The 24,964-nt window shown below is 71.6% G+C and carries 21 protein-coding genes; 11 read left to right on the top strand and 10 right to left on the bottom strand.

What is annotated here, in order from left to right:
* Positions 1–55: 55 nt before the first annotated feature.
* Positions 56–274 (bottom strand): hypothetical protein, encoded by a 219-nt coding sequence (locus CLV43_RS35635; protein ID WP_106193000.1) that lies wholly within the window; start codon positions 272–274, stop codon positions 56–58.
* Between the two features lie 272 nt (positions 275–546).
* Between CLV43_RS35635 and CLV43_RS35630 the strand changes: the two genes are divergently transcribed.
* The 7 genes from CLV43_RS35630 to CLV43_RS35600 all read left to right on the top strand — a co-directional run bounded on the left by CLV43_RS35630 (position 547) and on the right by CLV43_RS35600 (position 5,466).
* Complete coding sequence (locus tag CLV43_RS35630; protein ID WP_106192998.1) at positions 547–756, top strand: cold-shock protein; 210 nt, start codon at positions 547–549, stop codon at positions 754–756.
* Between the two features lie 166 nt (positions 757–922).
* Positions 923–1,708, top strand: coding sequence for a DUF4397 domain-containing protein (locus CLV43_RS35625; protein WP_170156160.1), 786 nt, complete (start codon positions 923–925; stop codon positions 1,706–1,708).
* Positions 1,663–2,235, top strand: coding sequence for a class F sortase (locus CLV43_RS35620; RefSeq protein ID WP_245887201.1), 573 nt, complete (start codon positions 1,663–1,665; stop codon positions 2,233–2,235). The genes CLV43_RS35625 and CLV43_RS35620 overlap by 46 nt, the downstream gene beginning before the upstream one ends.
* Positions 2,236–2,269: 34 nt before the next feature.
* Positions 2,270–3,169 (top strand): glutamate ABC transporter substrate-binding protein, encoded by a 900-nt coding sequence (locus CLV43_RS35615; RefSeq protein ID WP_106192995.1) that lies wholly within the window; start codon positions 2,270–2,272, stop codon positions 3,167–3,169.
* Complete coding sequence (locus CLV43_RS35610) at positions 3,166–3,792, top strand: amino acid ABC transporter permease (RefSeq protein WP_106192993.1); 627 nt, start codon at positions 3,166–3,168, stop codon at positions 3,790–3,792. The genes CLV43_RS35615 and CLV43_RS35610 overlap by 4 nt, the downstream gene beginning before the upstream one ends.
* On the top strand, positions 3,792–4,571 hold the full coding sequence (locus CLV43_RS35605; protein ID WP_106193065.1) for an amino acid ABC transporter permease: 780 nt from the start codon (positions 3,792–3,794) through the stop codon (positions 4,569–4,571). Before CLV43_RS35610 ends, CLV43_RS35605 begins: the two co-directional genes overlap by 1 nt.
* A 1-nt stretch (position 4,572) precedes the next feature.
* A complete protein-coding gene (locus CLV43_RS35600; RefSeq protein ID WP_245887200.1) occupies positions 4,573–5,466 on the top strand; it encodes an asparaginase in 894 nt (297 codons plus the stop codon).
* Here the strand turns inward: CLV43_RS35600 and CLV43_RS35595 are convergent.
* From CLV43_RS35595 to CLV43_RS35585, 3 genes are all read right to left on the bottom strand, one after another.
* On the bottom strand, positions 5,463–7,271 hold the full coding sequence (locus CLV43_RS35595) for an acyl-CoA dehydrogenase family protein (protein ID WP_211304706.1): 1,809 nt from the start codon (positions 7,269–7,271) through the stop codon (positions 5,463–5,465). The two genes, CLV43_RS35600 and CLV43_RS35595, sit on opposite strands and share 4 nt — an antisense overlap.
* Positions 7,272–7,422: 151 nt before the next feature.
* Entirely contained in the window at positions 7,423–8,247 is an 825-nt protein-coding gene (locus CLV43_RS35590) for an SWIM zinc finger family protein (protein ID WP_106192988.1), read from the bottom strand.
* Positions 8,240–11,047, bottom strand: coding sequence for a DEAD/DEAH box helicase (locus CLV43_RS35585; protein WP_342749840.1), 2,808 nt, complete (start codon positions 11,045–11,047; stop codon positions 8,240–8,242). The genes CLV43_RS35590 and CLV43_RS35585 overlap by 8 nt, the downstream gene beginning before the upstream one ends.
* A gap of 923 nt (positions 11,048–11,970) precedes the next feature.
* On the opposite strand from CLV43_RS35585, the gene CLV43_RS50370 reads away from it, so the two are divergent.
* A complete protein-coding gene (locus CLV43_RS50370) occupies positions 11,971–15,069 on the top strand; it encodes a discoidin domain-containing protein (RefSeq protein ID WP_106192985.1) in 3,099 nt (1,032 codons plus the stop codon).
* Positions 15,070–15,263: 194 nt separating this feature from the next.
* On the opposite strand, the gene CLV43_RS35575 is transcribed toward CLV43_RS50370, so the two are convergent.
* The 4 genes from CLV43_RS35575 to CLV43_RS35560 are packed head-to-tail and all read right to left on the bottom strand — an operon-like array spanning position 15,264 to position 18,096.
* Positions 15,264–15,740: a hypothetical protein gene (locus tag CLV43_RS35575; protein WP_106192983.1), complete on the bottom strand. Its 477-nt coding sequence runs from the start codon at positions 15,738–15,740 to the stop codon at positions 15,264–15,266.
* A gap of 48 nt (positions 15,741–15,788) precedes the next feature.
* Positions 15,789–16,931, bottom strand: coding sequence for a DNA cytosine methyltransferase (locus CLV43_RS35570; protein WP_245887199.1), 1,143 nt, complete (start codon positions 16,929–16,931; stop codon positions 15,789–15,791).
* A 9-nt stretch (positions 16,932–16,940) separates the two neighbouring features.
* Positions 16,941–17,354, bottom strand: coding sequence for a very short patch repair endonuclease (locus CLV43_RS35565; protein ID WP_106192981.1), 414 nt, complete (start codon positions 17,352–17,354; stop codon positions 16,941–16,943).
* 7 nt (positions 17,355–17,361) lie between these two features.
* Positions 17,362–18,096: a hypothetical protein gene (locus CLV43_RS35560; protein WP_106192980.1), complete on the bottom strand. Its 735-nt coding sequence runs from the start codon at positions 18,094–18,096 to the stop codon at positions 17,362–17,364.
* A gap of 94 nt (positions 18,097–18,190) precedes the next feature.
* Here CLV43_RS35560 and CLV43_RS35555 point away from each other — a divergent pair, with 94 nt between their 5' ends.
* Entirely contained in the window at positions 18,191–18,883 is a 693-nt protein-coding gene (locus CLV43_RS35555; protein WP_146175028.1) for a hypothetical protein, read from the top strand.
* Here the strand turns inward: CLV43_RS35555 and CLV43_RS35550 are convergent.
* Both CLV43_RS35550 and CLV43_RS35545 read right to left on the bottom strand, forming a co-directional pair.
* Positions 18,871–20,757, bottom strand: a complete 1,887-nt coding sequence (locus CLV43_RS35550; protein WP_106192976.1) for an ABC transporter ATP-binding protein — start codon at positions 20,755–20,757, stop codon at positions 18,871–18,873. The two genes, CLV43_RS35555 and CLV43_RS35550, sit on opposite strands and share 13 nt — an antisense overlap.
* 4 nt (positions 20,758–20,761) lie before the next feature.
* The gene (locus CLV43_RS35545; RefSeq protein ID WP_245887198.1) at positions 20,762–21,922 is read right to left on the bottom strand and encodes a DUF2786 domain-containing protein; all 1,161 of its coding nucleotides are present in this window, start codon (positions 21,920–21,922) and stop codon (positions 20,762–20,764) included.
* Positions 21,923–22,003: 81 nt separating this feature from the next.
* On the opposite strand from CLV43_RS35545, the gene CLV43_RS35540 reads away from it, so the two are divergent.
* On the top strand, positions 22,004–22,693 hold the full coding sequence (locus tag CLV43_RS35540; protein ID WP_245887197.1) for a hypothetical protein: 690 nt from the start codon (positions 22,004–22,006) through the stop codon (positions 22,691–22,693).
* A 126-nt stretch (positions 22,694–22,819) separates the two neighbouring features.
* Entirely contained in the window at positions 22,820–24,964 is a 2,145-nt protein-coding gene (locus CLV43_RS50195) for a DEAD/DEAH box helicase (RefSeq protein WP_106192970.1), read from the top strand.

Here is a 24,964-nt window from a genome sequence, read left to right as displayed (position 1 = left end):
GTGTGCGGATCGGATGCGTCAGACACATCCACTTCGCCCAGAGGTCCTCGCTTGTTCAACTCGACACGCCGTTCACAACCTCACTAGTCACAACATCTAGCGCGCTGCCCAGCTCGGCCACCTCGGGGGAACCGGCGCCCGCGGTCTCGGCCGCCTCCAGCACGGCGATGGCCGCCGGGTCGCCCGCCAGCTTCGTCCTGACCAGCTGGTAGAGGCCCGCGACGGCCTTGGTGACGACAGCGGTGGCGATGGAGAGCAGGACGGGTTCCGGCACGGCGGCGCTCCTCGGGCTCGGCTCGGCGGTACGTCGCCGCAGAGTGACCACAGCTGAGCCGAGCGTAGCAGCCCGGCGGGCTGAAAAATCTCGGCTCGACGCGCGCAGGTTCCGCGTGGTTGACTGTCCGAGGTCGTAAAAAGTTTCTGTGTTCGTGTTTGACCACGCTCGCGGAACGACGTTGCGGGCGCGAAGCTTTCCTCCGGGTCTGGCGGAAGTTGCCGCAACTGCGACTTCGGTCCCAGCGCACCTGTTAGAGGAGAAGTAGCAAGATGGCTGTAGAAGGCACCGTGAAGTGGTTCAACTCGGAGAAGGGCTTCGGCTTCATCTCCCCGGACAACGGTGGCGCCGACGTGTTCGTGCACTACTCGGAGATCCAGACCAGCGGCTACCGCAGCCTGGAAGAGAACCAGCGCGTGGAGTTCGAGATCGGACAGGGTCAGAAGGGTCCGCAGGCCCAGTCGGTCCGTCCGCTCGGCTGATCCGAGTCTCCTGACTCATTGAGTCCTCGGACTCGCGTGAGCCGCCAATCCCCACGGGGGTTGGCGGCTCACGCTTTTTCCGGCCCCCGAACGGGTACCCCGGCGCGGTACCGTCGAGGGCCGGGCCTGCGGAGGGAGATACGCGGTGCGCGCTATCCGTGCTGGTGTGGTTCTGCTCTTCCTGCTGGTACTGGCACCTTCGGCGCACGCGGCCACCGGTACGTACCTCCGACTGGCCCACCTGGCCCCCGGAACGTCGGGCGTCGACATCCTGCTCACCCCGAAGGCGGGCGGCACGTCGGTCCTCACCAAGGGCGTGGACTACGGCGACCTGCTGGACTACCGGCGGGTCGAGGCCGGTGACTACACCGTCGAGTGGCGTCCGCTGGGCGCCGACCCGGAGTCCAAGCCGCTGCTCTCCACGACCGTCCACGCCACCCAGGGCCGCGCGTACACCGTCGCCGGCCTGGGCACCACCGACAAGCTGTCGCTGAAGGTGCTGGACGACGACGTCACGCTGCCGCAGGCGGGCAAGGCCCGGCTGCGGATGATCAACGCCGCGCCCGGCTCCACCTCCGCCGACCTGGTCCGCGACGGCTCGCTGCTCATCCAGCAGGCCGTGTTCGCCGAACCGACGCTGTACGCGCTCGTGGACCCCGGTTCGTCCTCGTTGCAGGTGACGCCGCGCGGGGCGAGCCCGGTGACGCTGGTGGCGAACCTGGAGGCCAGCGGGGTGTACACCGTGGTGGTGCTGGAGCTCGACGGCAAGGTGACCGCGTCGATCAGGGCCGACGCGAAGTCGTCGGAGGTCGTGCCGGGCGGCGCCCTGGAGACCGGGTTCGGCGGCACGGCCGACGGGCCCGGCGGCACCTCGTGGCCGGTCGTGCCGTTCGCCGCGGTGCTGGTGTGCGCCTGCGTCCTGTGGTCCCGGCGGGATCGGACGGCGTCGTGAACAAGGGCAAGGTCGCCGTCGCGGTCGGCGCCCTGGTGCTGTTCGCCTACGTCGTGAAGCCCGCGGGCGACGAGCCCACCGCGCCCAGTCCGGTGTCCGTGCGCATCCCCTCGATCGCGGTCGACACCGTGGTCACCCGCACGGCCGTCGACCACAAGACCGGCGTGCTCGTGCCGCCGGACCGGGCGGACGTGCTCGGCTGGTACTCCGACGGCGTGGCGCCCGGCGACGCGGGCCCGGCGGTCATCGCGGGGCACGTCGACTCGAAGACCGGGCCCGGCGTGTTCTACCGGCTGGCCGACCTCAAGCCGGGGGACCAGGTGTTCGTGGACCGCGAGGACGGCAGCGCCGTCAAGTTCGTGGTCGACCGGACCTACGCCGTGGAGAAGTCGGCGTTCCCCACCGACGCCGTGTACGGCCCGACCCCGGTGTCCGAGCTGCGCCTGGTGACCTGCGGCGGCACGTTCGACCACACGGTGAGCAGCTACCGGGAGAACGTGATCGTCGAGGCCGTGCTCGCCCGTTGACCTTGTTCGACCAGGACCGTTAGCCTCGGGTTTCATGCGTTGGACAACGTTGTCGGTGGTGGTCCTGCTCGTGGTCGCCGGGTGTTCCGGTGGCGAGTCCTCGGTGCCCGGCACTGCCCCGACGTCCGGGATCGACGCGCTCGTGGCCAAGGCGCCGGTCGCGGCGGACCTGCCCGCCGGGTCGACGATGGCCCGCATCAGACAACGCGGTGAGCTGCTGGTCGGCGGCTCGCTCGACGCCCCGCTGCTGTCCCAGCAGGACCCCGGCACCGGTCGGCTGACCGGCTTCGACGCCGACCTGGGCAAGCTGCTCGCCAAGTACATCCTCGGCGAGCCGAAGACCAGGCTCGTCACCGCGACCTCCGAGACCCGCGAGCCGCTGCTGGCCAACGGGACCGTGGACGTGGTCCTGCAGACCTACACGATCACCCCGCAGCGCGCGGAACGCGTCGCGTTCGCCGGGCCGTACTACTCGTCCGGGCAGGCCATCGCCGTCCGGCGCGGCACGGGCGGCATCGCGAAGCCCGCCGACCTGGCCGGGCACAAGGTGATCGCGGGCGCGAACACCCCGTCGATCGCCGCGGTCAAGGCCGCGGCGCCGACCGCCGAGATCGTCGAGTTCGGGTCCGACCCGGAGTGCCTGACCGCGCTGCGGCAGGGACGCGGCGAGGCGTACGTGCAGGACCAGGCGCTGCTGATCGCCGACGCGGCCCAGGACAAGGACCTCCAGCTGGTCGGCGAGCCGTTCACCACCGATCCCTACGGCATCGGCCTCAAGCACGGCGACGACCAGTTCAAGCAGTTCGTGAACGACTGGCTGCGCGAGATCCAGAAGTCCGGGCTGTGGCAGGACGTGTGGCGCGGCTCCATCGGCACCGTGGTGGCGGGCGACCCGCCGGCCCCGCCGGTGATCGGCTCCGCACAGGGCTCGTGAGCCACCTCCCGGCGCTCGTCGACGGCTTCCTGACGACGCTCGCGCTCGTGGCGCTGTCGTTCACCGGCGCGTTCGCGCTCGGCCTGGTCGTGGTCGTGCTGCGGATCGGGCCGCTGGGGGTGCTGCGCGCGGTCGGCACCGGGTACGTGGAGACGTTCCAGAACATCCCGCTGCTGGTGTGGCTGGTGCTGTTCGTGTTCGGGCTGCCCGAGGTCGGCGTCCGGTTCCCGCTGTTCACCACGGCCGTCGTGGTGATCTCCCTGTACGAGGCCGCCTACGTCGCCGAGGCCCTGCGGTCCGGTGTCAACACCGTCGCCCAAGGGCAAGGCGAGGCCGCCCGCGCGCTCGGGCTGACGTTCGGGCAGACGCTGCGGCACGTCGTCGTGCCGCAGGCGGCGCGGCGGGTCGTGCAGCCGTTGGGGAACATCGGGATCGCGCTGACCATGAACACGTCGCTGGCCGCCGTGGCGGGGGTGGTCGAGCTGACCGCGTCGGCGAACCGGGTGAACCTCGTGGAGGCGCTGCCCATCCCCATCTTCGTCGGCGCGGGCCTCTGCTACGCGCTGCTCGCGGCGGGCATCGGCGGTCTGGCCGGGCTGCTGGAGCGGAGGCTGGCCACGTGATGTTCGACCCGCCGGGGCCGCGCGGCCGTCGTCGGAGCCGGGTCGCGACCGCCGTCTCCGTGCTGGTGGTGCTGGCGCTGGTCGTCGTGGCCGTCCGCCGGTTCGACGCGGCGGGCCAGCTGGAGCTCGCGAAGTGGCGGCCGTTCCTGACCTGGCCGGTGTGGCGGTACCTGCTCACCGGGCTGTGGGCCACGGTCCTGGCCGCGGCGGCCGTGTTCGCGCTGGCGTCGGTCGCCGGGCTGGGGCTCGCGTTCGGCCGGATGTCGGCGTTCCCCTGGCCGTTCCGGGCGTACGTCGAGGTGATGCGCACGATCCCGGTGCTGCTGCTGATCTACGTGGTGCTGTTCGTGCTGCCGGCTTACGGGCTGGACCTGCCGCTGTTCTGGAAGCTGGTGCTGCCGCTGGCGTTCTCGCACGCCGCCCAGTTCGCCGAGATCTTCCGGGCGGGGGTGCTCGCGGTGGACCGGGGGCAGGGCGAGGCCGGGGCGTCGCTCGGGCTGACGCACGCGCAGAACATGCGGCTGGTCGTGCTGCCGCAGGCGGTCCGCAACGTCCTGCCGTCGCTGGTGAGCCAGACCGTGGGCCTGCTCAAGGACACCGCGCTGGGGTACGTGGTGAGCTACCTGGAGCTGTTGCAGAGCGGCCGGGTGCTGGCGAACTTCAACCACCTGCTGATCCAGACGTTCCTCGTGGTGGCGCTGGTGTACCTCGTGGTGAACGCGTCGCTGTCCAAGCTCGCCCGGTACCTGGAGGCCCGCAGTGCACGATCCGCTCGCTGAGGTGACGAGGTCCGGTTTCGTCGAGAGCAGGCACTTCGGCAGCGTCGTCGGCCTCGACCCGTCCGGAGCCGTCGCGCTCCGCCGGGGCCCGGTCGACGACCCGGTGCTGCCCCGCTCGACGGCGAAACCGTTCCAGGCCTTGGCGTGCCTGGCCGCGGGAGCGCCGTTGGAGGGGCCCGCGCTGGCTGTCGCCGCGGGCAGCCACACCGGGCTCGACCGGCACGTGGAGGTGGTCTCGCGGGTGCTCGCCGACGCCGGGCTCACGCCGGACGCGCTGCGGTGCGTCGAGTCGTGGCCGGAGGACGAGCCGACCCGCGACGACCTGATCAGGGCGGGGGAGAAGCCCTCGCGGATCCGGATGAACTGCTCCGGCAAGCACGCCGGGATGCTCGCGGGCTGCGTGGCGTCGGGCTGGTCGGTGGACGACTACCTCGACCCCGAGCACCCGTTCCAGGTGCTGGTGCGGGCCGGGCTGGAGGCGTTGGCGGGGGAGCGGTCCACGCACACCGCGGTCGACGGGTGCGGCGCGCCGCTGTTCGCGGTGTCGTTGGTGGGGCTGGCGCGCGCCGTGCGGGGGTTGGTGCACACGCCGGTGGCCGACGCGATGCGGGCGCACCCGGAGTTCGTCGGCGGGCCGGGGCACGTGAACACCGAGGTCATGCGGCTGCTGCCCGGCGTGGTGGCCAAGGGCGGCGCGGAGGGCGTGCTGGTGCTGGCGACCGCCGAGGGGCACGCGGTGGCGGTGAAGGTGATCGACGGCGGCCTGCGCGCGACCACCGCGATCGGACTGGCGGCCTTGCGGTCACTGGGGTTCGACGTCACGGCGGCCGCCGCGCACCTGAGCGTCCCGGTGCTCGGCGGCGGCCGTGAGGTGGGGCGGATCGTGCCGGTCTAGGGCCGCATCTCGTAGGCGCCGGACAGCGCCTTGACCTGCTCCCAGACGCGGCCGAACCTGGCCTCGTCGACGACCGGCTTGCGGACCTGGCCCAACGCCCACGCCTGCTGGGCGTCGGTGGAGGAGGCCTTGCCGTGCAGGGCGACCGCGTAGCCGGAGAAGTCGCGGACCAGGACGTCGAAGACCTGGTCGAGCACGTCGCGGAGGGCGGGGTGCCCGACACCCTTCCCGGACGCCTCGCCCGACTGGGCGCGGGTGTCCCGCAGGTCACCGCCGAGACCCGCCAGCTCGGCCTGCTCCAGGACCAGTTGGCCGTAGACGACGAGCGTGAACAGGTGGCCGAGGTTCAGCAGGAAGTCCAGGTCCTTCTGCTGGTCGGCGTCCGGCGCGGCCGTGGTGAGCAGCGTCTTCAACGCCGCCGCCTGCTCGTGGAAGCGCGCGACGTTCGGCACGTCCGCGAACGCGCGGTAGGGCACCTCCCAGTCGGTGAACCGGATCTGCCCCAGACCGCGGGCCGGGCCCTGGCGGAAGAAGAACTCGTCGTCGGCCGGGTCGTGCCGGGTCGGCACCGCGTCGTACTCGGTCGGGTTGAACAGGTAGTTCGGCATGAACTTGAGCACCAGCGCCAGGTTCACGTGCACGGTGCCCTCGAGCTTGGGCAGCGCGCGGATGTCGCGGGCGGCGCGGGCGAAGTAGGTGTCCTTCTCGAACCCCTTGGCCGCGATCACGTCCCACAGCAGGTCGATCACCTGCTCGCCCTCGCTGGTCACCTTCATCTTGGTGATGGGGTTGAACAGCAGGTAGCGGCGGTCCTCGGGGGAGGCGGAGCGGAAGTAGTCGACCGAGCGGTCCGCGAACAGCTTCATCGCGACCAGCCGGGCGTACGCGTCGACGAAGGCCTGCCGCACGTGCGGGAAGTCGGTGACCGGGTTGCCGTAGAGGATCCGGTTGTGCGCGTGCGTGATCGCCTCGTAGAAGGCGTGCTCGCTGATGCCGATCGACGCCGTGCACAGGTTGAACTTGCCGACGTTGACCGTGTTCAGCGCCGCGCTGAACGCCTCCGCGCCGCTGTGCAGCAGGTCGTCCGCGCCGATCGGGTAGTCCTCCAGGCGGAACTCGCTGACGAACATCTGCGAGTCGACGACGTTCTGGACCAGGTGGAAGTGCTCGTCCTGGCTGTCGACGGCGAAGAACACGTACCCGTCGGCGCCCTCGACGTCCGCGCGGCGGCCGAAGACCGACACCATCCCGGCCACGTTGCCGTTGCCGATGTAGTACTTGCCGCCGTTCGCCCTGAACGTCCCATCGCCTGCGGGCGTGAGGATCATGTCCGTGGAGTAGACGTCCGCGCCGTGCTCCTTCTCCGACAGACCGAACGCGAACACCGCGCCGCCGTCGAGGAGGTCGGCCGCGCGCTTGCGGGCGGTGGCGTTGCCGCTCATCCAGATCGGGCCGAGGCCCAGGATCGTGACCTGCCAGGCGTACCAGTACTGCAGGCCGTAGAAGCCCAGCACCTCGCTCAGCGCGGCGTTGCGCGCGGCGTCCCAGCGCTTGTCCGGGTCGCCGTCGGCGTCCGCAGCGGGCGTCTGGAACTTCGCGAACAGCTTCTCGCGCTTCACGAAGTCGAGGAACTCGGTGTACCAGACCCGCTCCTGGTCGTCCTTGGTCAGCTGCCGCTTCCCCCGGTTCTCGAACCAGTCGATCGTCGCCCGCAACAACCGCCTGCTCTCCTCGTCGAGGTGCTGGGGGTCGTAGCTGTTGGGGTCGAACAGCGAGTCCGCCACCGTTGGCTCCCTTCGGGTCATGTCCGCTCAGCGGCACGCTACCAGTCGGTAACATAGTTGGTCGGCCCAGTCGCGACCACGACTCCGACGAGCGCACCGGGCCGCCCACCTGCGCGGGCAGCGAGATGCGCCCCGGCGACATCCGCGTCGGCACGGTGCGCGACCAGTCGGATCAGCCCTGAGCGGGCGGACCCTCGACCATCGCCCGGTAGGCGGGCCGCAGCAGGTCCGCCACGTTCCGCTTGCGCACCACCAGCGGCAACGGGTCCAGCTGGTCCAGCACCGCGTCCGGCGGCCCCGCGACCAGGTCGCCCGCGGCCACCGCGGCGACGGTCGGCCGTTCCCAGAAGGTGTCCAGGCAGTCCTCCAGCCCGACCACCACCTCCTCCTGCCGCCGCTCCTGCTCCCGTACGGCCCCGCGCAGCGCCCGCAGGTTCTCCAGCAGCTCACCGCGTTCCCGGCCGCGCCAGGCGAAGATCTCGAACGGGTCGGTGTCGAACGACTCCGCGAGCAGGTAGCAGGTGGCGGCCAGGTGCTTGCACGGCACCTCCCAGTCGGGGCAGGTGCAGTCCATCGACAGCTCCCGCATCGTCGACGGGAACAGCGCCAGGCCCAGCTCCGCGAACACCTCCTCGACCTCGACCGGCATCTCGCCCGCCAGCAGCTTGGCCGTGAAGATGGCCTGCCCGGCCAGCGCCCGCTCGATCAGCCGCCACTCGTCGTCGTCGAACTTCTTCACGCCGATCCGCGCGCGGTAGGGGTTCGGCCGCGAGCCCGCGACCAGCGCCAGCACCATGCTGGTCGACAGCGACATGCTGAGCACCTGGCCGGTCCGCGCGTAGGCCCGTCCCCGGTCGAGCCTGCCGCCCATCCCGAACGACTCCAGCACCTCGATGAACCGCCGCGACCACCACGTCTGGGCGATCTCACCGCGCTTGCTGCGCAGGGTGAGCCCGCCGTCGACCCGCAGGGGGCGCTTCGGGCCGCGCTCAACCACCGACGGCCTCCGGCGACAGCGCGAGCAGCTCCCGCAGCTGCCCGGTCGACAGCTCCGTCAGCCAGTTCTCCCCGGCGCCCACGACGAGCTGGGCCAGCGACCGCTTCTCCTCGATCATCGTGTCGATCTTCTCCTCCAGCGTGCCGATGCAGACGAACTTCCGCACCTGCACGTGGTCGCGCTGCCCGATCCGGAACGCCCGGTCGGTGGCCTGGTCCTCGACGGCGGGGTTCCACCAGCGGTCCAGGTGGATGACGTGGTTGGCGGCGGTCAGGTTCAGCCCCGTCCCACCGGCCTTGAGCGACAGCACGAAGATCGACGGTCCGGTGTCGGACTGGAACCGCTCGACCATCCGGTCGCGCGCCTTCTGCGGCGTGCCGCCGTGCAGGAACAGCACCTCGGTGTCGAACCGTGCGGCCAGGTGCGGCACGACCATGTCGCCGAACCTCGTGAACTGGGTGAAGCACAACGCCTTGTCGCCGTCGGCCAGCGCCTCCTCCAGCACCTCCTCCAGCCGGTCGAGCTTGCCGGAGCGCCCGGCCACCCGCGAGCCGTCGCCGAGCAGCTGCGCCGGGTGGTTGCAGACCTGCTTGAGCTTGGACATCGTCGCGAGCACCAAGCCCTTGCGCTGCAAGCCCTCCGCTTCCTCGATCCGCTCCAGCATGTCGTTCACCACGGCCCGGTAGAGCGTGGCCTGCTCGACGGTGAGCGTGCAGAGCTGCTTCATCTCCAGCTTGTCCGGCAGGTCGTCGATGATCCGCGGGTCGGTCTTGATGCGCCGCAGCACGAACGGCCCGGTGACCCGGCGCAGCCGCACGGCGGCGTCCTCGTCGCGGTAGCGCTCGATCGGCACGGCGAACCGCGCCCGGAACGCGTTCAGCGTCCCCAGCACGCCGGGGTTGGCGAAGTCCATGATCGACCACAGCTCCGCCAGCCTGTTCTCCACGGGCGTCCCGGTGAGCGCGATCCGTTGCCGCGCCCGGAAACCCCGCACCGCGCGCGACTGCAACGTGGCGCTGTTCTTGATGTTCTGCGCCTCGTCCAGCACAACCCGGTCCCAGTCGACCTCGGCCAGCCGGGCCGCGTCCCGCGTCGCGGTCGTGTACGTCGTGACCACCAGGTCGTGCTCGGCCGTCGCCGCCCGCAGCTCGACGCCGGTCAGCCGGTCGCTGCCGTGGTGGACGTGCACCGACAGCCCCGGCGTGAACCGCGCGGCCTCGCGCTGCCAGTTGCCGACCACCGACATCGGGCACACCACCAGCGTCGGCGGCCGCTTGCCGTGCTGGCGGGTGAAGGCCTCCAACGCCAGCAGCTGCACCGTCTTGCCCAGCCCCATGTCGTCGGCCAGGCACGCCCCGAGCCCCAGCTCGTCGAGGAACGCCAGCCACGCCAGGCCGCGCAGCTGGTAGGGCCGCAGCGTCGCGTGCAGCCCGTCCGGCGGTTCCACCAGCTCCAGCCGCTGCTCGGCCTGACCCGACAGCAGGTCCCCGAGCCACCCGTCGCCGCTCACCGCGGTCACCGGCAGGGGCAGTTCCGCCTCGTCCGGGTGCAGTCCGGACCGCCACAGCACCTGCGCCGCGGGCATCCGCCCCGTCCCGCCCCGCTTCAGGAACGCGAGCCCCGCGGTCAACCGCTGCCGGTCCACGTGCACCCACTGCCCGCGCACCCGCACCAGCGGCGTCTTCGCCGCCGCCAGCTCGGCCAGCTCGTCCTCGGTCAGCCGCTCCTCACCCAGCGCCAGGTCCCACCGGTAGTCCACCAGCACCTTGAGCCCGAGCTTGCTCTCCGACTCCACCACGCCCACCGCGCCGCGCGTGGTCGTGGTCAGCTTCAGCCCGAGCACCCGCGGCTCCCGCCACCACGCGGGCAGCAGCACCCCGAACCCCGCCTGCGCCAACGCGGCCGCCCGCGTCAGGAACTCGTACGCGCCCGCGGCGTCCAGCTCCACCCCGACCGGATGCCGCTCCCGCAGCACCTCGTCCAGCTCCGGGTAGATCCGGCTGGCCCGCCCCAGCTCGGCCAGCAGCACCTCCTGCGGGTGGTCCACCCACCGCCACAGCACCCCGTCGTCCCGCCAGACCTGCTCGGCGAGCACCACCACGCTCGGCTCGTCGACCGCCTGCAACAGGAACTCCAGCCGCCACCCCTCGTTCGCCGGACCGCCTTGGTCCGGCGAGCTCAACCGGAAGCACATCCGAACAGGACTCTCCCGCTCGGCACTCTTCCGCCATGCCCCCAACTTCTCCCGCAGCACAGCGAGCTCACCCGCGTCCGCCTCGAACACCGGCCCCTTCACCAGCGCCCGCAACCACCGGTCGACCACCGTCCGCCCCCGCGTCAACGAGACGCCCCCACCAAGCCTCCCCCGCACCTCCCGATCCACCAGCCCGTCCACCACAGCGCGCAACACCGCACCCGGACTCCCCACCCCGTCCACAGCCCGGCACACCGGCGGCATCGACTCCTTCAACGCCCCGAACCGCACCGAGTCCACACCGGACAGCACCGGAACCCACCGCGCCACCGCCACCCCCGCGGCAACCGCAGGCACCACCCGCCCCCGCCCCACCAGATCCCGCGCGAACCCCGCCACCTCAGCCAGGTACCGAACGGACACCCCGGTCCGAACCCCCACCACCCCTTCGGGCAGGACGTCCACCACCACGACCGGCACCACCCACCGCCGCAACCCCACCCCACCCCGCGGCGCCTCGCCCTCCACCCCCGGATCCCACACCAACTCCGGCGACGCCACCGGCCGCACGGCGGAGGACGGCAACCGCACCACCACAGCCCCCACCACACCCCCACCCAGCAGCCCCGCCAACACCTCCCCACCAACCGCGAACGGATGCCCAGCAACCCCGCTCAACTCTCCAGCCCCACCCCCAACCCCCGCCGCAACCTGTGCCTCCGCTCCCACTCCAACCCCAGGCCCATCTGCACCCCCACCCGCAGCCCCAGCCCCAGTCCCAGTTCCGGCTCCGGCCCTGGCCTCAGCTCCAGCCGCACCCTCGACCCCGGCCCCGGCCCCGGCTCCGGCCCCAGTTCCGGTCTCGGCTCCAATTCCAGCCTTAGCCCCGGTCCCGGCCCCGGTTTCGGCGCCGACCCCAGCTCCAGGTCCGGCCTCGGTCCCGCTCCCCGCGGCACCTACAGCGCCACCTTGGGCGCCGGCGAGGGGGCGGGCAGCACTTCTGACGCCGTTGGCGCTTGTCCGGGTCAGGGCAGTACTCGCTGACCTGGCGTTGGCGTTTGACCGGGGCCCGGCAGCGCTTCCGGCGTCGGTGTCCGCGGACTCCGCGCCCGCAGACCTCGCCTCCGCAGAGCCCGCCTCCGCAGACCCAGCAGCCCCAGGTCCGTCCGCGCCGGTGCCGGTCACGCCGTCCTGCGTCCCGCCGTGTCCCCAGGAATCCGGGTGCGGGGTGGGTGTGCTCGGAGGGGAATCGGGGGCGTGGTGGAGTGGCTGTGAGTCTTCCGCCCACAGCGCCAACCGGCCATCGGCCGTGCAGAGGCCGTGCAGCACGAACACCTGCCGGACCCTAGTCGGAGGGTGCGGTGGGGTGCCGGGTGGCCGGAAAAGAAACCGGTCGTCACACGCCTTGACGATTCGTACGGGGTGGACAACCCTTGGTCGGGAGAGCGCTCTCCCAGATGTCGACACCGCTGTCGGACCCGCACTCGGCAGCGGTTTCGAGTCGTGCTCTCGCCCTGCCAGGAGTCGCCATGCCGTTCTCGTCCCTTGTCCACCCCCTCTCCCGTCGCCGAGGCAGAGGGCTGACCTTGGTGTTCGCCGTCGTCCTCGCCCTGCTGGCCGCCTACCTCGTCACCACGGCGACCAAGGCGCAGGCCGCGAGCACGCTGCTCTCCCAGGGCAAGCCGACCACCGCGTCCTCGGTCGAGAACGGGGGCACCCCGGCCCCGGCCGCGACCGACGGTGACCTGGGCACGCGCTGGTCGAGCGCGGCCGCGGACCCGCAGTGGTTGCAGGTCGACCTCGGCACCACCGCGACGATCGACAGCGTGGTGCTCACCTGGGAGACGGCCTACGGCACCGCGTTCCGCGTCGAGACCTCGATGAACGCCTCCACCTGGACGCAGGTCTACGCCACGACCACCTCCACCGGCGGCACGCAGACGCTGGCCGTGACCGGCAGCGGCCGGTACGTCCGGCTCACCGGCACCGCCCGCGCCACGGGCTGGGGCTACTCCCTGTGGGAGTTCCAGGTCTACGGCTCCACGGGCACCACCCCACCTCCTCAGACGGGTACCGCGATCTCGCAGTTCAAGCAGGTCAGCGCCTCATCGTGGGAAGGCGGCAACGCACCCGCCGCCGCACTGGACGGCCGCGCGTCGACCCGCTGGTCCAGCCAGCACGGCGTCGACCCGCAGTGGCTGCGCGTCGACCTCGGCAACAGCGCCACGATCACCAAGGTCACGTTGGCCTGGGAGGCTGCGTACGCCACCGGCTACCGCATCGAGGTGTCCACCGACGGCACCACCTGGACGTCCATCTACTCCACGACCACCGGCCCCGGCGGCAACGAGACGCTGAACGTCAACGGCACCGGCCGCTACGTTCGCTTCTACGGCACCACCCGCGCCACCGGCTACGGGTACTCGCTGTGGGAGTTCCAGGTCTTCGGCGCGGTCGACGAGTCGGCGACCACCCCACCCCTGCTGTCCGGCCCCACCAAGGCTCCCGCCGTCACCGGCAGGTTCGCCCTGTCCGCCCCGGCCGACAACGCCATGGTCACCACCACCCGACGCCCCGCCTTCTCGTGGGCGGCCTACAGCGGCGCCGCGCGCTACCAGGTGTGGCTCAACATCAGCCGCACCGACTACGACTTCGCTGCCTCCGGCAACCTCATCGACCTCTACACGAAGGTCGCCGAGACCACCGGCACCACCTACACGCCGACCTGGGACGTCCCCGACCGCTGGACGTACCGGTGGTACGTCGTCGCGGTCGACGGCGCCGGTGCCACCAACGCCTCGAACATCCGCACGTTCAGCCTCTACCTCCCCACCCTCACGACCGTCAGCGACGGCGTCCGCGTCGTCAACGGCAGCCGCGACCTCAACAAGAACGGCACCATCGAGCCCTACGAGGACTGGCGCCAGCCCGTCGAGACGCGGGTCAACGACCTCCTCGGTCGCATGACGATCGAGGAGAAGGCCTACCAGATGTTCTACAACGCCCAGGCCTTCCCGCAGTCGGGCTGGCACTTCGGGCCCGCCGAGGCCCAGGACCTGCACAACACCCTGCTGACCTCGGCCGGAACCCGGCTGGGCATCCCGTTCGTGTCAGCCAGCGACACCATCCACGGCTACAAGACCACCTACCCGACGCAGAGCGGCCTGGCCGCGGCCAAGGACTACCCGCTCGACTACAAGCTCGGCGACATGCAGCGCCGCGAACAGCTCGAGGTCGGCACCCGCGGCGTCCTCGGTCCGCTCGCCGAGGTCGGCACCAAGGTGCTGTACCCCCGCATCCAGGAGGGCAACGGCGAGAGCGCCGAGGTCGCCGCCGCCCAGGTCCGCGCCCTGGTCGCGGGCCTGCAGGGCGGCCCCGAGCTGAACCCGGCCTCGGTCCTCGCGACCGTCAAGCACTGGCCGGGCGAAGGCGCGGGCGGCGAAGCCCTCATCGTCTACGACTCGGTCACCGTGAAGTACCACATGATCCCGTTCCGGGCCGCCATGGAGGCCGGCGCGGTCAACATCATGCCCGGCTACGCGGGCAGCTCCCTCATCGATCCCGGTGGTCCCGGAGCCGGTGACAGCGCCAAGATCCTGGCCTACCTCAGGCAGAACCTCGGCTTCACCGGCCTCATCACCACGGACTGGCTCCCTTCCGGTTCGTGGATCGGCGCGGCCAACGCCGGTTCGGACGTGATGGGCGGCGCCGACCCCGGTGCGGCCGGCTTCAGCATCGGCGCCTTCACCGCCGGTGTGCCCGCCGCCCGCATCGACGACGCGGTCCGCCGGGTGCTGAGGCTCAAGTTCAAGCTCGGCGTCTTCGAGAACCCCTACGGCGACCCGGTCAACGGGCCGTACCGCTTCCACACCCCGGCCTACACCGCCCTGGCCAACCAGGCCTCCCGCGAGGCCATGACCCTCCTCAAGAACACCAACGGCGTCCTCCCCGTGCGCTTGGCGGCGGGCGACAACATCGTGGTCGCCGGACCGCGGGCCGCCGACACGTCGGCGTGCTGCATCTGGACCAGCTTCTTCCACCAGGAGTACGGCTCCCAGACGATGCTCGACGCCATCAGGACCAGGGCGGCCCAGGCGGGCGTGAACGTCTACCAAGACACCGGCCCGGCACCGAAGCTCGCGGTCGTGGCCGTGGGCGAGACCTCCTACACCCACGCCACCAGCTGGGTGAAGGAGCAGCCCTACCTGCCCGCCGACCAGCTGGCGGTCATCCAGAACTTCCAACGCCAGGGCATCCCCGTCGTCGTGGTCCTGGTGCTGCCGCGGCCCTACGTCATCACCGAGTGGAACGACCTGGCCAGCGCGATCATGGTGACCTACCGCGGCGGCGAGGAGATGGGACCGGCCGTCGCGGGGATGCTGTTCGGCGACTACACCCCGCGCGGGAAGCTGCCCTGGCAGCTGCCGCGCAGCCTGAACGACGTCCTGTGGCCGGGCGGCACCGACATCCCCGCCGACGCGACGGAGAGCTGGGACCTGCCCTACGACCTGGGTGCCACCGCGGCGCAGCGCACCGAGATCCGGGCCAAGATCGACGCGGGCCAACCGGTGCCCAGCACCTACGGGAACCCGCTGTACCCGTTCGGTGCGGGGCTGAGCGGCTGGTGACCGCCTCCTGACCCCGCCGCACCCCTGCCGCGTCTGCTCCTCGTGGTCCGCCACGGGGAGCAGACGCGTCCCGGCGTCAGCGGGAACACTCCGGTCCGGAGTGGACGCTCGGATCGCTGCCGCGTTGGAACGCCGTCGTCGGAGCGCGACGACCAAGGACCGGCCAAACGCCGCCAGCGCGGCCCACACCGCCCTCACAGCTTCACCCCGAGCACCTCGGCCGCGGCGGGGGACAGCGGCCTGCCCACCACGTCCGGATCGCAGCCCGCGCGGGGCAGTCTGGACCGGATCGAGGACGAGGAGCGCCCCATCCGCAGCGCCAGCGTCCTGATGAGCTCGGGCGTGGACACCGGCGCGGTCTGGTTCAGCCAGGTCTCGCGCAGCTCCTCGTCGAGCTCCGGCGTCCACGGTTGGTTGGCGTTGGCCGGTTTCACCGCCGTCGACGTCGGCGGGGCGCCCATCTTGGCCAGCCCGTCCAGGACCCGGCCGAGCATCTTGCCCACCGCCGTGCCGCCGGTGACGGGGAGCCGGAGCATGCCCTCGGCCACCACCGTGCCCTCGGGGTCGGAGCCGAGCACCTCCAGGAGCACGTCCTGCTGAGCGGTGGCCTGCACCCGGTAGGTGACCTCGCCGACCTGGACCTGGCTGTCGTACGTGCTTGTCGTAGTCATGGGGCCACGGTAGGAACGGGCACCGACAATTTTCGGCGGCGGTCCCGTCTACTCAGGACACAGTGCACACCGTGACCGGGTGGACTCGACTCCGGTCAGATACGGTTTTATGTGCTGTGCCAAGGCTTTCGCGAGCATCGGGGGCACCGCGTTGCCGATCTGCTTCGCCACTTGGATCTTGGTCCCACACCACTCGAAAGTGTCATCGAAGGTCTGCAGCCGGGCCGCTTCCAGGTGCGTGATCGGCCGGTCCACCCGGTGGCCGTCGTCGCCCGGCTCCCACTGCGGGTGCAGGTACCGGCCCTTCTCCGGCTTGTAGAACTCGGTCCTGATCGTCAGCGACGGCTCGTCCCACCGCATCCGGCCCATCACGTCCGTCGTGCCGGTCTTCTTCTCCTGCCAGCAGCGCGGCATCAGCTCGTAGGGCAGGTCGAACCGGCCGCCGCCCGGCGGGACCGCCCGGTAGCGCCGCAACGACAACGGGGTCGGGTTGCGGCCGATGTGCAGGTCCTCGCTCTTGAACCGGCCGGGCACCTCGGTGCCGAAGACCTCGACCCGCGACAGCGGCAGCGTCGTCCGCGTCGGGTGCTCCGGCAGCCCGGTGAGCACGTCGCGCACCGAGTGCCAGCGCGGCAGGTCGCCCGACCGCGCGTGCGTGGGCGCGGGAACCGGGATCTCGCCGATGCGGGACCCGATGACAATCGCGCGCTTGCGCCGCTGCGGCACCCCGAAGTCCGCCGCGAGCAGCAGCGCGACGGTGAGCACGTACTCCTCCAGCAGCCCGCCCGGCCGCGCCTCGGACTCCAGCAGCGCGAACTCGCCGGAGGCCAGGAAGCGGTCGACGTTCTCGATCACGAACACCTTCGGCGCGGCGTGCCGCACGAACCGGATGTACTCCTGCCACAGCTTGTTGCGCGGGTCGTGCACGTCCTGCGCGCCCAGCGCGGAGAAGCCCTGGCACGGCGGACCGCCGATGATCAGGTCCGCGGGCGGGACCTCGTCGTTCGGGATCGTGGCGATGTCGGCCCACCGCATGTGGTCCTCGCCGAAGTTCGCCGCGTACGTCGCCGCCGCGTGCAGGTCCCACTCGACGGCCATGACGGGCTGGTACCCCTCGGCCGCGACGAAGCCCGACGTCATCCCGCCGCACCCGGCGAACAGGTCGATCATCGGTATGGACTGCTCGGTCACCAGGTCACCCTAACGGCGGCTCACGACCGCCTCGCGCACCCGCACCGCGGCGGCTTCGGCGGCCTCGTGCTCCCACACCCGGACCGACAGCCACCCGGCGTCGGCCAGCACCAGGTCGGTGTTCGCGTCCCGCGCCCGGTTCGTCTCGATCTTCGCGCGCCAGAACTCGCTGTTCCGCTTGGGCCACGTGCCGTGCTCCGGGCAGCCGTGCCAGAAGCAGCCGTCGACGAACACGGCGACCTTCGACGGCCCGAACACCACGTCCGCCTCCCGCCGCACGGCGCGCACTGGCCTGCGGTGCACCCGGTAGCGCAGGCCGAGCCGGTGCAGCTCGCGGCGCAGTGCCACCTCGATCTCCGTGTCGCGCGAGCGCTGCTTGCTCATCCGCGCCCGAACTGCCTCCGTGGTGGCCAGCCGCTCCATCGCGACATCATGTCGCAGGCGTCAGCCGCCGCACCACGGAGTCCAGCTGCCCGCCCGACGGCAGCCCGTCGGCCGATCCCGGCACCGATTCGAAGAAGAACGGCGGCATCGCCTGGAACAGCAGCTCCTCGGACCGGTGCACGGTCCCGTTCAGGGTGAACACCACCCGCCCCGCCCACGCGTCGACCCGGAACACGGTCTCGGCCAACGGGTGCACCAGCACCCCGAGCCCGCGCTCCCGCAACGCCGCCGCCAAGTACAGTGACCGCACGAACACCGCGTACTCGCGCCCCACGCGCCGCCGCATGGCCGCCCGCGCCACCGACCCCTCGACGCCCCGCTCCACCACCTCCCCGATCAGCTCGGCGGACGGCCGCCACAACATCGCCGACGCCTGCTCGTCCGCCTCGCAGAACCCCCGGAACTCCGCCCAGCCGGGTAATCGCCCCAACCGCTCCACCGCGTGGTGGAACACGTGCGGCAGCGCGAACTCCGGCCGCCAGTCGTCGATCTCCAGCACCGGCTGCCCCCGCGCGGTCAACGCGGACCCGAGCGAGTCCCGCCGGAACACCTCCTCGGCCTCCGCGGCGTCGGTCGCGTTCACCACCACGGCGTCGTGCCGCAGCGCGTGCTCGGCGACCCGCGGCCGCCTGCTGTACCACCAGTTGAAGGCCGACCTGGAGGCCTCCGTGACGTTGAACAGCCGCCGCACCAGCGCGGCCGTGGTGACGGTTCCGGTCATGACAGCGAGAGTACGACCGACCACCGACAGTTTCGATCGTCCGAGATCAGGACCGGTGTCAACGTCCTGTGCGCGACGTGGCAGCGTGGGCGCGATGAGCCGCAGGACGCCGACGCGCAAGCCGATCCCCGTGAAGTCCCACCGCGGGGCGCTGCCCCCGTTGACCCCGGCGCAGCGGGCCGTGGTGGACGCGGCGCGGCAGTTGCCGCAGTTGACCGACCCGTTGGACGTGGAGGTCGCGTTGAGCGCGGCTGTGGCGCCCGCCCACGACGAGGACGTGTGGCCGGGGGTGGTGGCGAACGCGGTGGCGGTGCCGAGCAGGCGGAGCCTGGCGTTGTTGCGGGCGGTGGCGGTGCTGGTGCCGGGCTCCGGTGCGGACGTGGAGGCGGACAAGCTCGTGGACCAGCCGGAACCGGTGTGGCGGGCGGCGTTGGACGGGCTGGCGGTGGGGGAGTGCTGGGTGGTCGACCAGCGCGCCGACGAGGGCCACCAGACGCTGCTGTGCACCTACTCCTACGGCGACGACGTGCACGCGGGGCTGTACCTGGTCGACGAGAACCTGGCGGGCGTGGTGAAGAACGCGTTCATCACCAAGGACGTGGACACGGCGCGGACGATGCTGGCCGACCACGGCGAGGTCGAGGCGATCGACGCCGCGGAGGCGCACCGGCGGCTGGCGGAGGCGTACGGGAAGGTCGACGGCGGTCCCGGTCTGGGGGTCGACCCGGACGTGTACGTGGTGAAGCTGCTGGTGGAGCGGCGGATCGCGTTGGCTCAGGTCTCGTAGGCGCGCGCCTGGATCTCGTACAGGTCGCGGTAGAGGCCGCCTGCCGCCATCAGCGACTCGTGGGTGCCGCGGGCGGTGATGCGGCCGCCCTCCAGCACGATGATCCGGTCGACGTGCCGGATGTTGGCCAGCCGGTGCGTCACCAGGACCGTCGTCCTGGACCGGCCCGCGTGCCGCAGCCCGGCGAACACGGTCTGCTCGGCCTTGGCGTCCAGCGCGGCGGTGGGCTCGTCGGCCACCAGGATGGCGGCATCGCGGTAGATGCCGCGGGCTACGCCGATCCGCTGCCACTGCCCGCCGGAGGGTTCGTGGCCGTCCCTGAAGTCCTTGGACAGCACCGTCTTCTCGCCGCGCGGGAACTCCGCCAGCACCGACCGCGCCCCGGACTGGTCGACGGCCTCGTCCCACCCCCGGCCGTGCGGGTCGTGGCGGTCCAGCCTGCCGACCCGGATGTTGTGCCCGGCGGTCATCGGCCAGTGCGCCGGTTGCTGCGAGATGACCGAGATCCTGCTGTGCACGGACTCCCGGTCCGCGGCGGCGATGTCCACGTCGTCCCACAGCACCCGACCCGCTTCCGGCGGGTAGAGCCCGGTGATGATCTTGCCGAGGGTGGTCTTGCCGGACCCGTTCTCGCCCACCAGCGCGACGACCTCGCCGCGGGCGATCTCCAGGTCGATGCCCGCGAGCGCGGGCCGGTCGGCGCCGGGGTAGGTGAACGTCACGCCCTCCAGCCGGATCACGCCGGGGTCGGTGGGCGCCGTGACCCCGGTCGACACGTGGTGCCTGGCCCGCGCGACGCGCAGGAGCCGCCGGTAGAAGTCGATGTAGAACGAGTGCTCGTACAGCTGGTTGACCGCGTACATCGTGGTCGACAGCGCCGTCGCCGCGGTCCGCATGGCGACGACCGCCGCACCCGCCAGCGCGAGCTCCATCCGGCCGGAGTGCAGCAGGAGCCCCAGCACCAGGTACGCGATCCCGGTGCCGACCCCCGCCAACGCCCGCCCGGCCAGCCGCACCACCGTCTTGTGCGCCTCCATCCGCACCTCCTCGGCGGTCACGTCGTCGGCGATGCGCCGGTGCTCGGCGATCAGCGGCTCCTGCAACGTGAGCGCGAACCGCTCGACCGCGACGTCCCGCGCCACCATGAGGTTCTCGACCACGAACAGCCGCAGCTGTCGGGTCACCATGCGCAGGAAGTTCGCGTACCCGAGCTTCGCGACCCGCATCGCCGCCCAGCCGTCCGCGACCGCCGCGAGCAGCAGCACGGGAGCGAGCCACGGGTTCAGCACACCGGCCGTGACCATGGCCGCGACCAGCGAGACCAGCGCCGCGAGGAGGTCCGCGACCACCCGGTTGGCGATCTCGATCGAGCTCATCGCGTGCCGCCCGCCCTGCCGCACCAGCTCGCGGAAGTCCGGGTCGTCGAACGCCGCCAGGTCCACCCCGATCACGACGGTGTTCAGCCTGTCCTGCGCCGCGCGCCGCACCCGCGGCGTCAACGCTCCCTGTACGCCCGCGGCCGCGCTGTCCAGCAGCGCCCGCAGCGCGAACGACCCGACCAGCAGCCCGATCGACGGCAGCGCGGACACCAGCCGCTGCGGTGTCGGACCGTCCTGGAGCAGCTGGGCGAACACGGTCGCCGTCGCGAGCAGCCCGAACGCGGTCACGCACCCGGACAGCACCTGCACGATCCCGGCCAGCGCGGTCAGCCACGGCGACGTGCGCCAAGCGAGCCGGATGACCAGCGCGGTCGCCGACGGGACGGCGGACAGCGTCCGCCACGTCCCCGCGGCGGCCACCTGCTCGTCCACGGAAGCCCACCGGGGTGGTTCGAGGTCCTCGACGCCGATCAGGGTCTCGCTGGTTGCGGCCATCCGGTCAGGTTGCCGGTCCGCCTCCGACCGCGGCCCGGTTCACGTTCAGGTTCGCCGAGTCGGCGGCAGTGCGCCCCGCCTCCCAGCCCGCTTCGCTGCGCACCGTGACGGACTTGGCCTTCGTCTTGGTGAACAGGGTCTCGAACAGCACGTCCACGGCCTGCTTGCGCTCCGAGAGCACCGGCAGCAACCGGTCGTCGGAGGCGTGCACCTCGGTGGCCGCCTCCAGCCGTTCGCCGACGCGGTGCGCGTAGGAGTAGAGGAACGACTTGCGGTAGCCGCGGCTGCGCGCCTCGGCACCCTTGGACTTCCCCGAGCCCGCCGCCACCATCGCCCTGGTGGCCTGCACCAGCAACGACGTCGACAACAGCTCGACGATCTCCAGGTCCATCTCGTCGCCGACCAGGGCGACGAACCCGATGTTGCCGTAGACCACGGCGCGCGACCGGTTGGCCTTCGCGACCACGTGCACGAGCTGCGCCTTGCCGTCGAAGTAGCTCTTGTCCAGCCACATCCGCCGCGAGGTCGCGGTCTGCGGCACGTGCGCGTCGGCGTCGACGGCCGCGCGCTCGAACGCGTGCCGGTTCATCAGCTCCTGGGCCTTGGCCGACAGCGCCTCGGCCTCCTCGGGGAACTGGGTCGACTCGGCCTTGGCGAGCAGCCCGCGCACCCGGTTGAGCACCTTCGAGCTCACGCCGACGTGGGTGACCTCGATCGCCGTCGAACCGGGGCGCGGCAGGATGTTCTGCAGGCGCGGCAGGAGCAGCAGGCGGGACAGCAGCGCGACGACGATCTCCACGGCGTCCTGCCGGAGCTCGATGTGCTTGCGCGCCCACTCGTCGAGGTGCGGCTTGGAGCGGTCCCACCAGACGGTGGCGTCGATCTCCACGAGCTGGTCGCGCCAGCGCGGGTGCACCGTCGCGGCCGGGTACTCCTCGATCTCCGACGCGATCGCGTCGACCAGCATCGACACCACGCGTTCGTCCTCGTGGCGCGAGACGACCTGCACGAGGTCGTAGGGCAGCCAGCCCGCGTTCCACAGGTTGTCCAGCTCGCGGTGTAGCACCTCCGTGGCGGCTTGGTCCACGAGTTCCGACGACACGGCGTCGAGCTTCGGGATCCGGAGGCGCGGGTTCGCCGCGGCTTCCCACAGTGCCTTGCCCACGGTGTCCACGATGGGTGATTCTCCCCTGCCGCTCTGGTGTGGCTCCGGCCGGTGTGCCGTTCGCCGTGCCAGCCTCCGCGGGTGAGTCGTCGGACACAGGGCCGCAAGCAGCCACTTCACCGCCCGATCGTGGTGGTGCGGTCGCTGCGGGGTCCACAGGGGACGGAGCTGGACGACGTCCAGCGCGCTGTCGTCCAGGCGTGCCGCGACCTCCCGCAGACGTCCGACCCGCTGGAGGTGGAGCTGACGCTCAGCTCCGCCGTGCCGCCGGGCGTGGCCGACGAGAAGTTCTGGGTCGGGCTGATCGACCACGCCCTGTCGCTGCCCAGCCGCCGCAACCTCGCGCTGCTGCGGGCGATGGCCGTGCTGCTCACCGGCAGGCCGCGCGAGTGGGCGATGGTGGTCGCGCCACCCGTGGCGGACTCGCTGCGCGTGCGGAGCTCGTGGATCTGCGACCGGTCGTTGGACGCCGGTTACCTGGCGCTGCTGTGCACCTACGCGCACGGCGTCGACGAGCACGCGATGGTGTTCCTGATCGACGAGGTCGCGGGCGGCGTGATCAGGAACGCGTTCGTGACCAGGGACGTCGTCGTCGCCACGGAGCGGATGGCCGGGCAGGGCACCCTGGAGTCGATCAACCCCGAGGCGGCCCACTGGTTGCTGGCCAAGTCCTACGACCGGCTCGACCGGTGGCCCGCGCTCACCGTGGACCCCGAGGTGCACCGCACCCGGCTGGTCGCCAACCGGCGGATCGTGCTCGCGTTCGGCTAGACCGGGGTTGAAGGCGCCCGAAAACGGGAAAACGGGGGCCGGCAGGGGGCTGGGTACCCTGTGGTCTCTTCCCGCTTCCGCGCAGCAGGGTCGGTTCCTGTCACGCCACCTCGCGAAAGGACACGGGTGAACGACTCGAAGCACGCCCAGTCGGTCTTGGACTCGGCCGCGGCGTTCCGCGCCCAGGCCGAGGGGGTGCGCGCGGAACCGGACCGGCTCCGCGCCCTCGCCGCCGCCCAGTACGAGGCGGTGCGCGACTCCCAGGTGGCCGACCAGGTCCGGGCGATGCCGGTGGACAGGCTGCGCGACGCGGCGCCCAACCTGCGGCTCGGCAGGCTCAAAGCGGCCGGGTACCACACGGTCGCCGACGTCCAGGCTGCCGGCCTCGCCCGGCTCGACGCGGCGCCCGGCATCGGGCACCAGTCCGCCGTGCTGGTGCTGCGGGCGGCGCGGGAGCTGGTCGAGGCGCTGACCCGCGACACCGCCGTCCGGCTGGACCCCGACCGCCCCGAACGCGGTCACACCCAGCTGCTCCAGCTGATGTCCAAGCTCCGCCGCGCGACCCAGCTCGTGGCACCGCTGCACGACCCCATCTCCGACGTGCTCACCCGCGTGGACGACGACGTGCGACTGGCGGCCCGCGCGACCAGCCGCGTCCGGATGTTGTTCTCGTTCAAGAAGAACCGGCAGGCCACGCTCGACGCCCTCGACCGGTTGCGGGAGCTGCTCGGCAGCCGGGACGTGGTCGCGCTGCGCGCGGTCGACACCCAGCTGCGCGTGCCCGACCTCGACCAGCGCGCGCTGTGGCGCGACTACGAGCTCGACGCGGCCGCGTACAACACGGTGCTCGCCGACCTCGCCGGACTCGCGGGCACCGAGGTGCTGCCGGACCGCAGCGCCGCCAGGGGTTTCGTCCCCGAGGACATCGAGCGCGAGGTCGAGAACACCAGGCTCGACACCAGTCTGCTCACCGTGTCGCTGCGCGGCTACCAGGCGTTCGGCGCCCGGTTCGTGCTCGCCCGCAAGCGCGTGATCATCGGCGACGAGATGGGGCTGGGCAAGACGATCGAGGCCATCGCCGTCATGGCCAGCCTCGCCGCCGACGGACGGCGCGGGTTCCTGGTGGTCTGCCCGGCGAGCGTCGTCGTCAACTGGGTCAACGAGATCGCCCGGCACAGCGGGCTCGTCCCGCACCGGTTGCACGGCGCGGGCCGCGACGCGGCGGTCGGCGAGTGGCGCAAGCAGGGCGGTGTCGGCGTGACCACGTTCGGCACGCTGCCCAAGCTGGAGCTGCCCCGACGGCTCCGCCCGGCGCTCGTCGTCGTGGACGAGGCGCACTTCGTGAAGAACCCGGACACCCAGCGGTCCAAGGCCGTCAACGCCGTGGTGCAGCGCGCCGAACGCGCGTTGCTGCTGACGGGGACGCCGATGGAGAACCGCGTCGAGGAGTTCCGGACGCTGGTGTCCTACCTCCAGCCGAACATCGCCGCGCGCTCCGGTGGCAACGACGCACTGGTGGGCGCCAAGGCGTTCCGCCGCGTCGTCGCGCCGGTGTACCTGCGGCGCAACCAGGAGGACGTGCTCGGCGAGCTGCCCGAGCTGCTGGAGGTGGAGGACTGGGTCGAGTTCGGCCCCCAGGACCGCCAGGCCTACCGCGAGGCGGTCCGCGCCGGGAACCTCATGGCCATGCGCCGCGCGGCCTACGACCCGGGCACGCCCGAGGGCTCGGCGAAGCTGGAGCGGCTGCTGGAGATCGTCGAGGAGTCCCGCGACAACGGCTGGAAGGTCGTCGTCTTCTCCTACTTCCTCGACGTGCTCGCCTCCGTCGCCGAGCACGTCGGCCCCGACGCCTTCGGCCCCCTCACCGGCAGCACCTCCGCCGAAGCCAGGCAGACCCTCGTCGACGACTTCACCGCCCGCGAAGACCACGCCGTCCTCGTCAGCCAGATCGAGGCAGGCGGCGTCGGCCTCAACATCCAGGCCGCGTCCGTCGTGATCATCGCCGAACCCCAGTGGAAACCGAGCACCGAGGAACAGGCCATCGCCCGGTGCCACCGGATGGGGCAGACGCGGAAGGTGCACGTGCACCGGTTGCTGGTGAAGGACAGCGTGGACGTGCAGGTGCAGGAGATCCGGGACCACAAGACGTTGCTGTTCGACGAGTACGCGCGGGAGAGCGACACGAAGCACGCGCACAAGGGGGCGTTGGACACGGAGGTGTCGGTGGAGAAGCAGGTCGTGCTGGCGGAGCAGCAGCGGTTGGGGCTGTAG

Source organism: Umezawaea tangerina (assembly GCF_003002815.1).
Taxonomy (GTDB): Bacteria; Actinomycetota; Actinomycetes; order Mycobacteriales; family Pseudonocardiaceae; genus Umezawaea; species Umezawaea tangerina.
This window is presented reverse-complemented; position numbering and strand designations above follow the sequence as displayed.

Excerpts from the sequence above, each read along its gene's own strand:
- CLV43_RS35560 (WP_106192980.1), bottom strand. The coding sequence starts at position 18,096 with ATGACCGGAACCGTCACCACGGCCGCGCTGGTGCGGCGGCTGTTCAAC.
- CLV43_RS35605 (WP_106193065.1), top strand. The coding sequence starts at position 3,792 with ATGTTCGACCCGCCGGGGCCGCGCGGCCGTCGTCGGAGCCGGGTCGCG.
- CLV43_RS35550 (WP_106192976.1), bottom strand. The coding sequence starts at position 20,757 with ATGGCCGCAACCAGCGAGACCCTGATCGGCGTCGAGGACCTCGAACCA.
- CLV43_RS50370 (WP_106192985.1), top strand. The coding sequence starts at position 11,971 with ATGCCGTTCTCGTCCCTTGTCCACCCCCTCTCCCGTCGCCGAGGCAGA.
- CLV43_RS35555 (WP_146175028.1), top strand. The coding sequence starts at position 18,191 with ATGAGCCGCAGGACGCCGACGCGCAAGCCGATCCCCGTGAAGTCCCAC.
- CLV43_RS35630 (WP_106192998.1), top strand. The coding sequence starts at position 547 with ATGGCTGTAGAAGGCACCGTGAAGTGGTTCAACTCGGAGAAGGGCTTC.
- CLV43_RS35575 (WP_106192983.1), bottom strand. The coding sequence starts at position 15,740 with ATGACTACGACAAGCACGTACGACAGCCAGGTCCAGGTCGGCGAGGTC.
- CLV43_RS35615 (WP_106192995.1), top strand. The coding sequence starts at position 2,270 with ATGCGTTGGACAACGTTGTCGGTGGTGGTCCTGCTCGTGGTCGCCGGG.
- CLV43_RS35595 (WP_211304706.1), bottom strand. The coding sequence starts at position 7,271 with ATGACCCGAAGGGAGCCAACGGTGGCGGACTCGCTGTTCGACCCCAAC.
- CLV43_RS35565 (WP_106192981.1), bottom strand. The coding sequence starts at position 17,354 with ATGGAGCGGCTGGCCACCACGGAGGCAGTTCGGGCGCGGATGAGCAAG.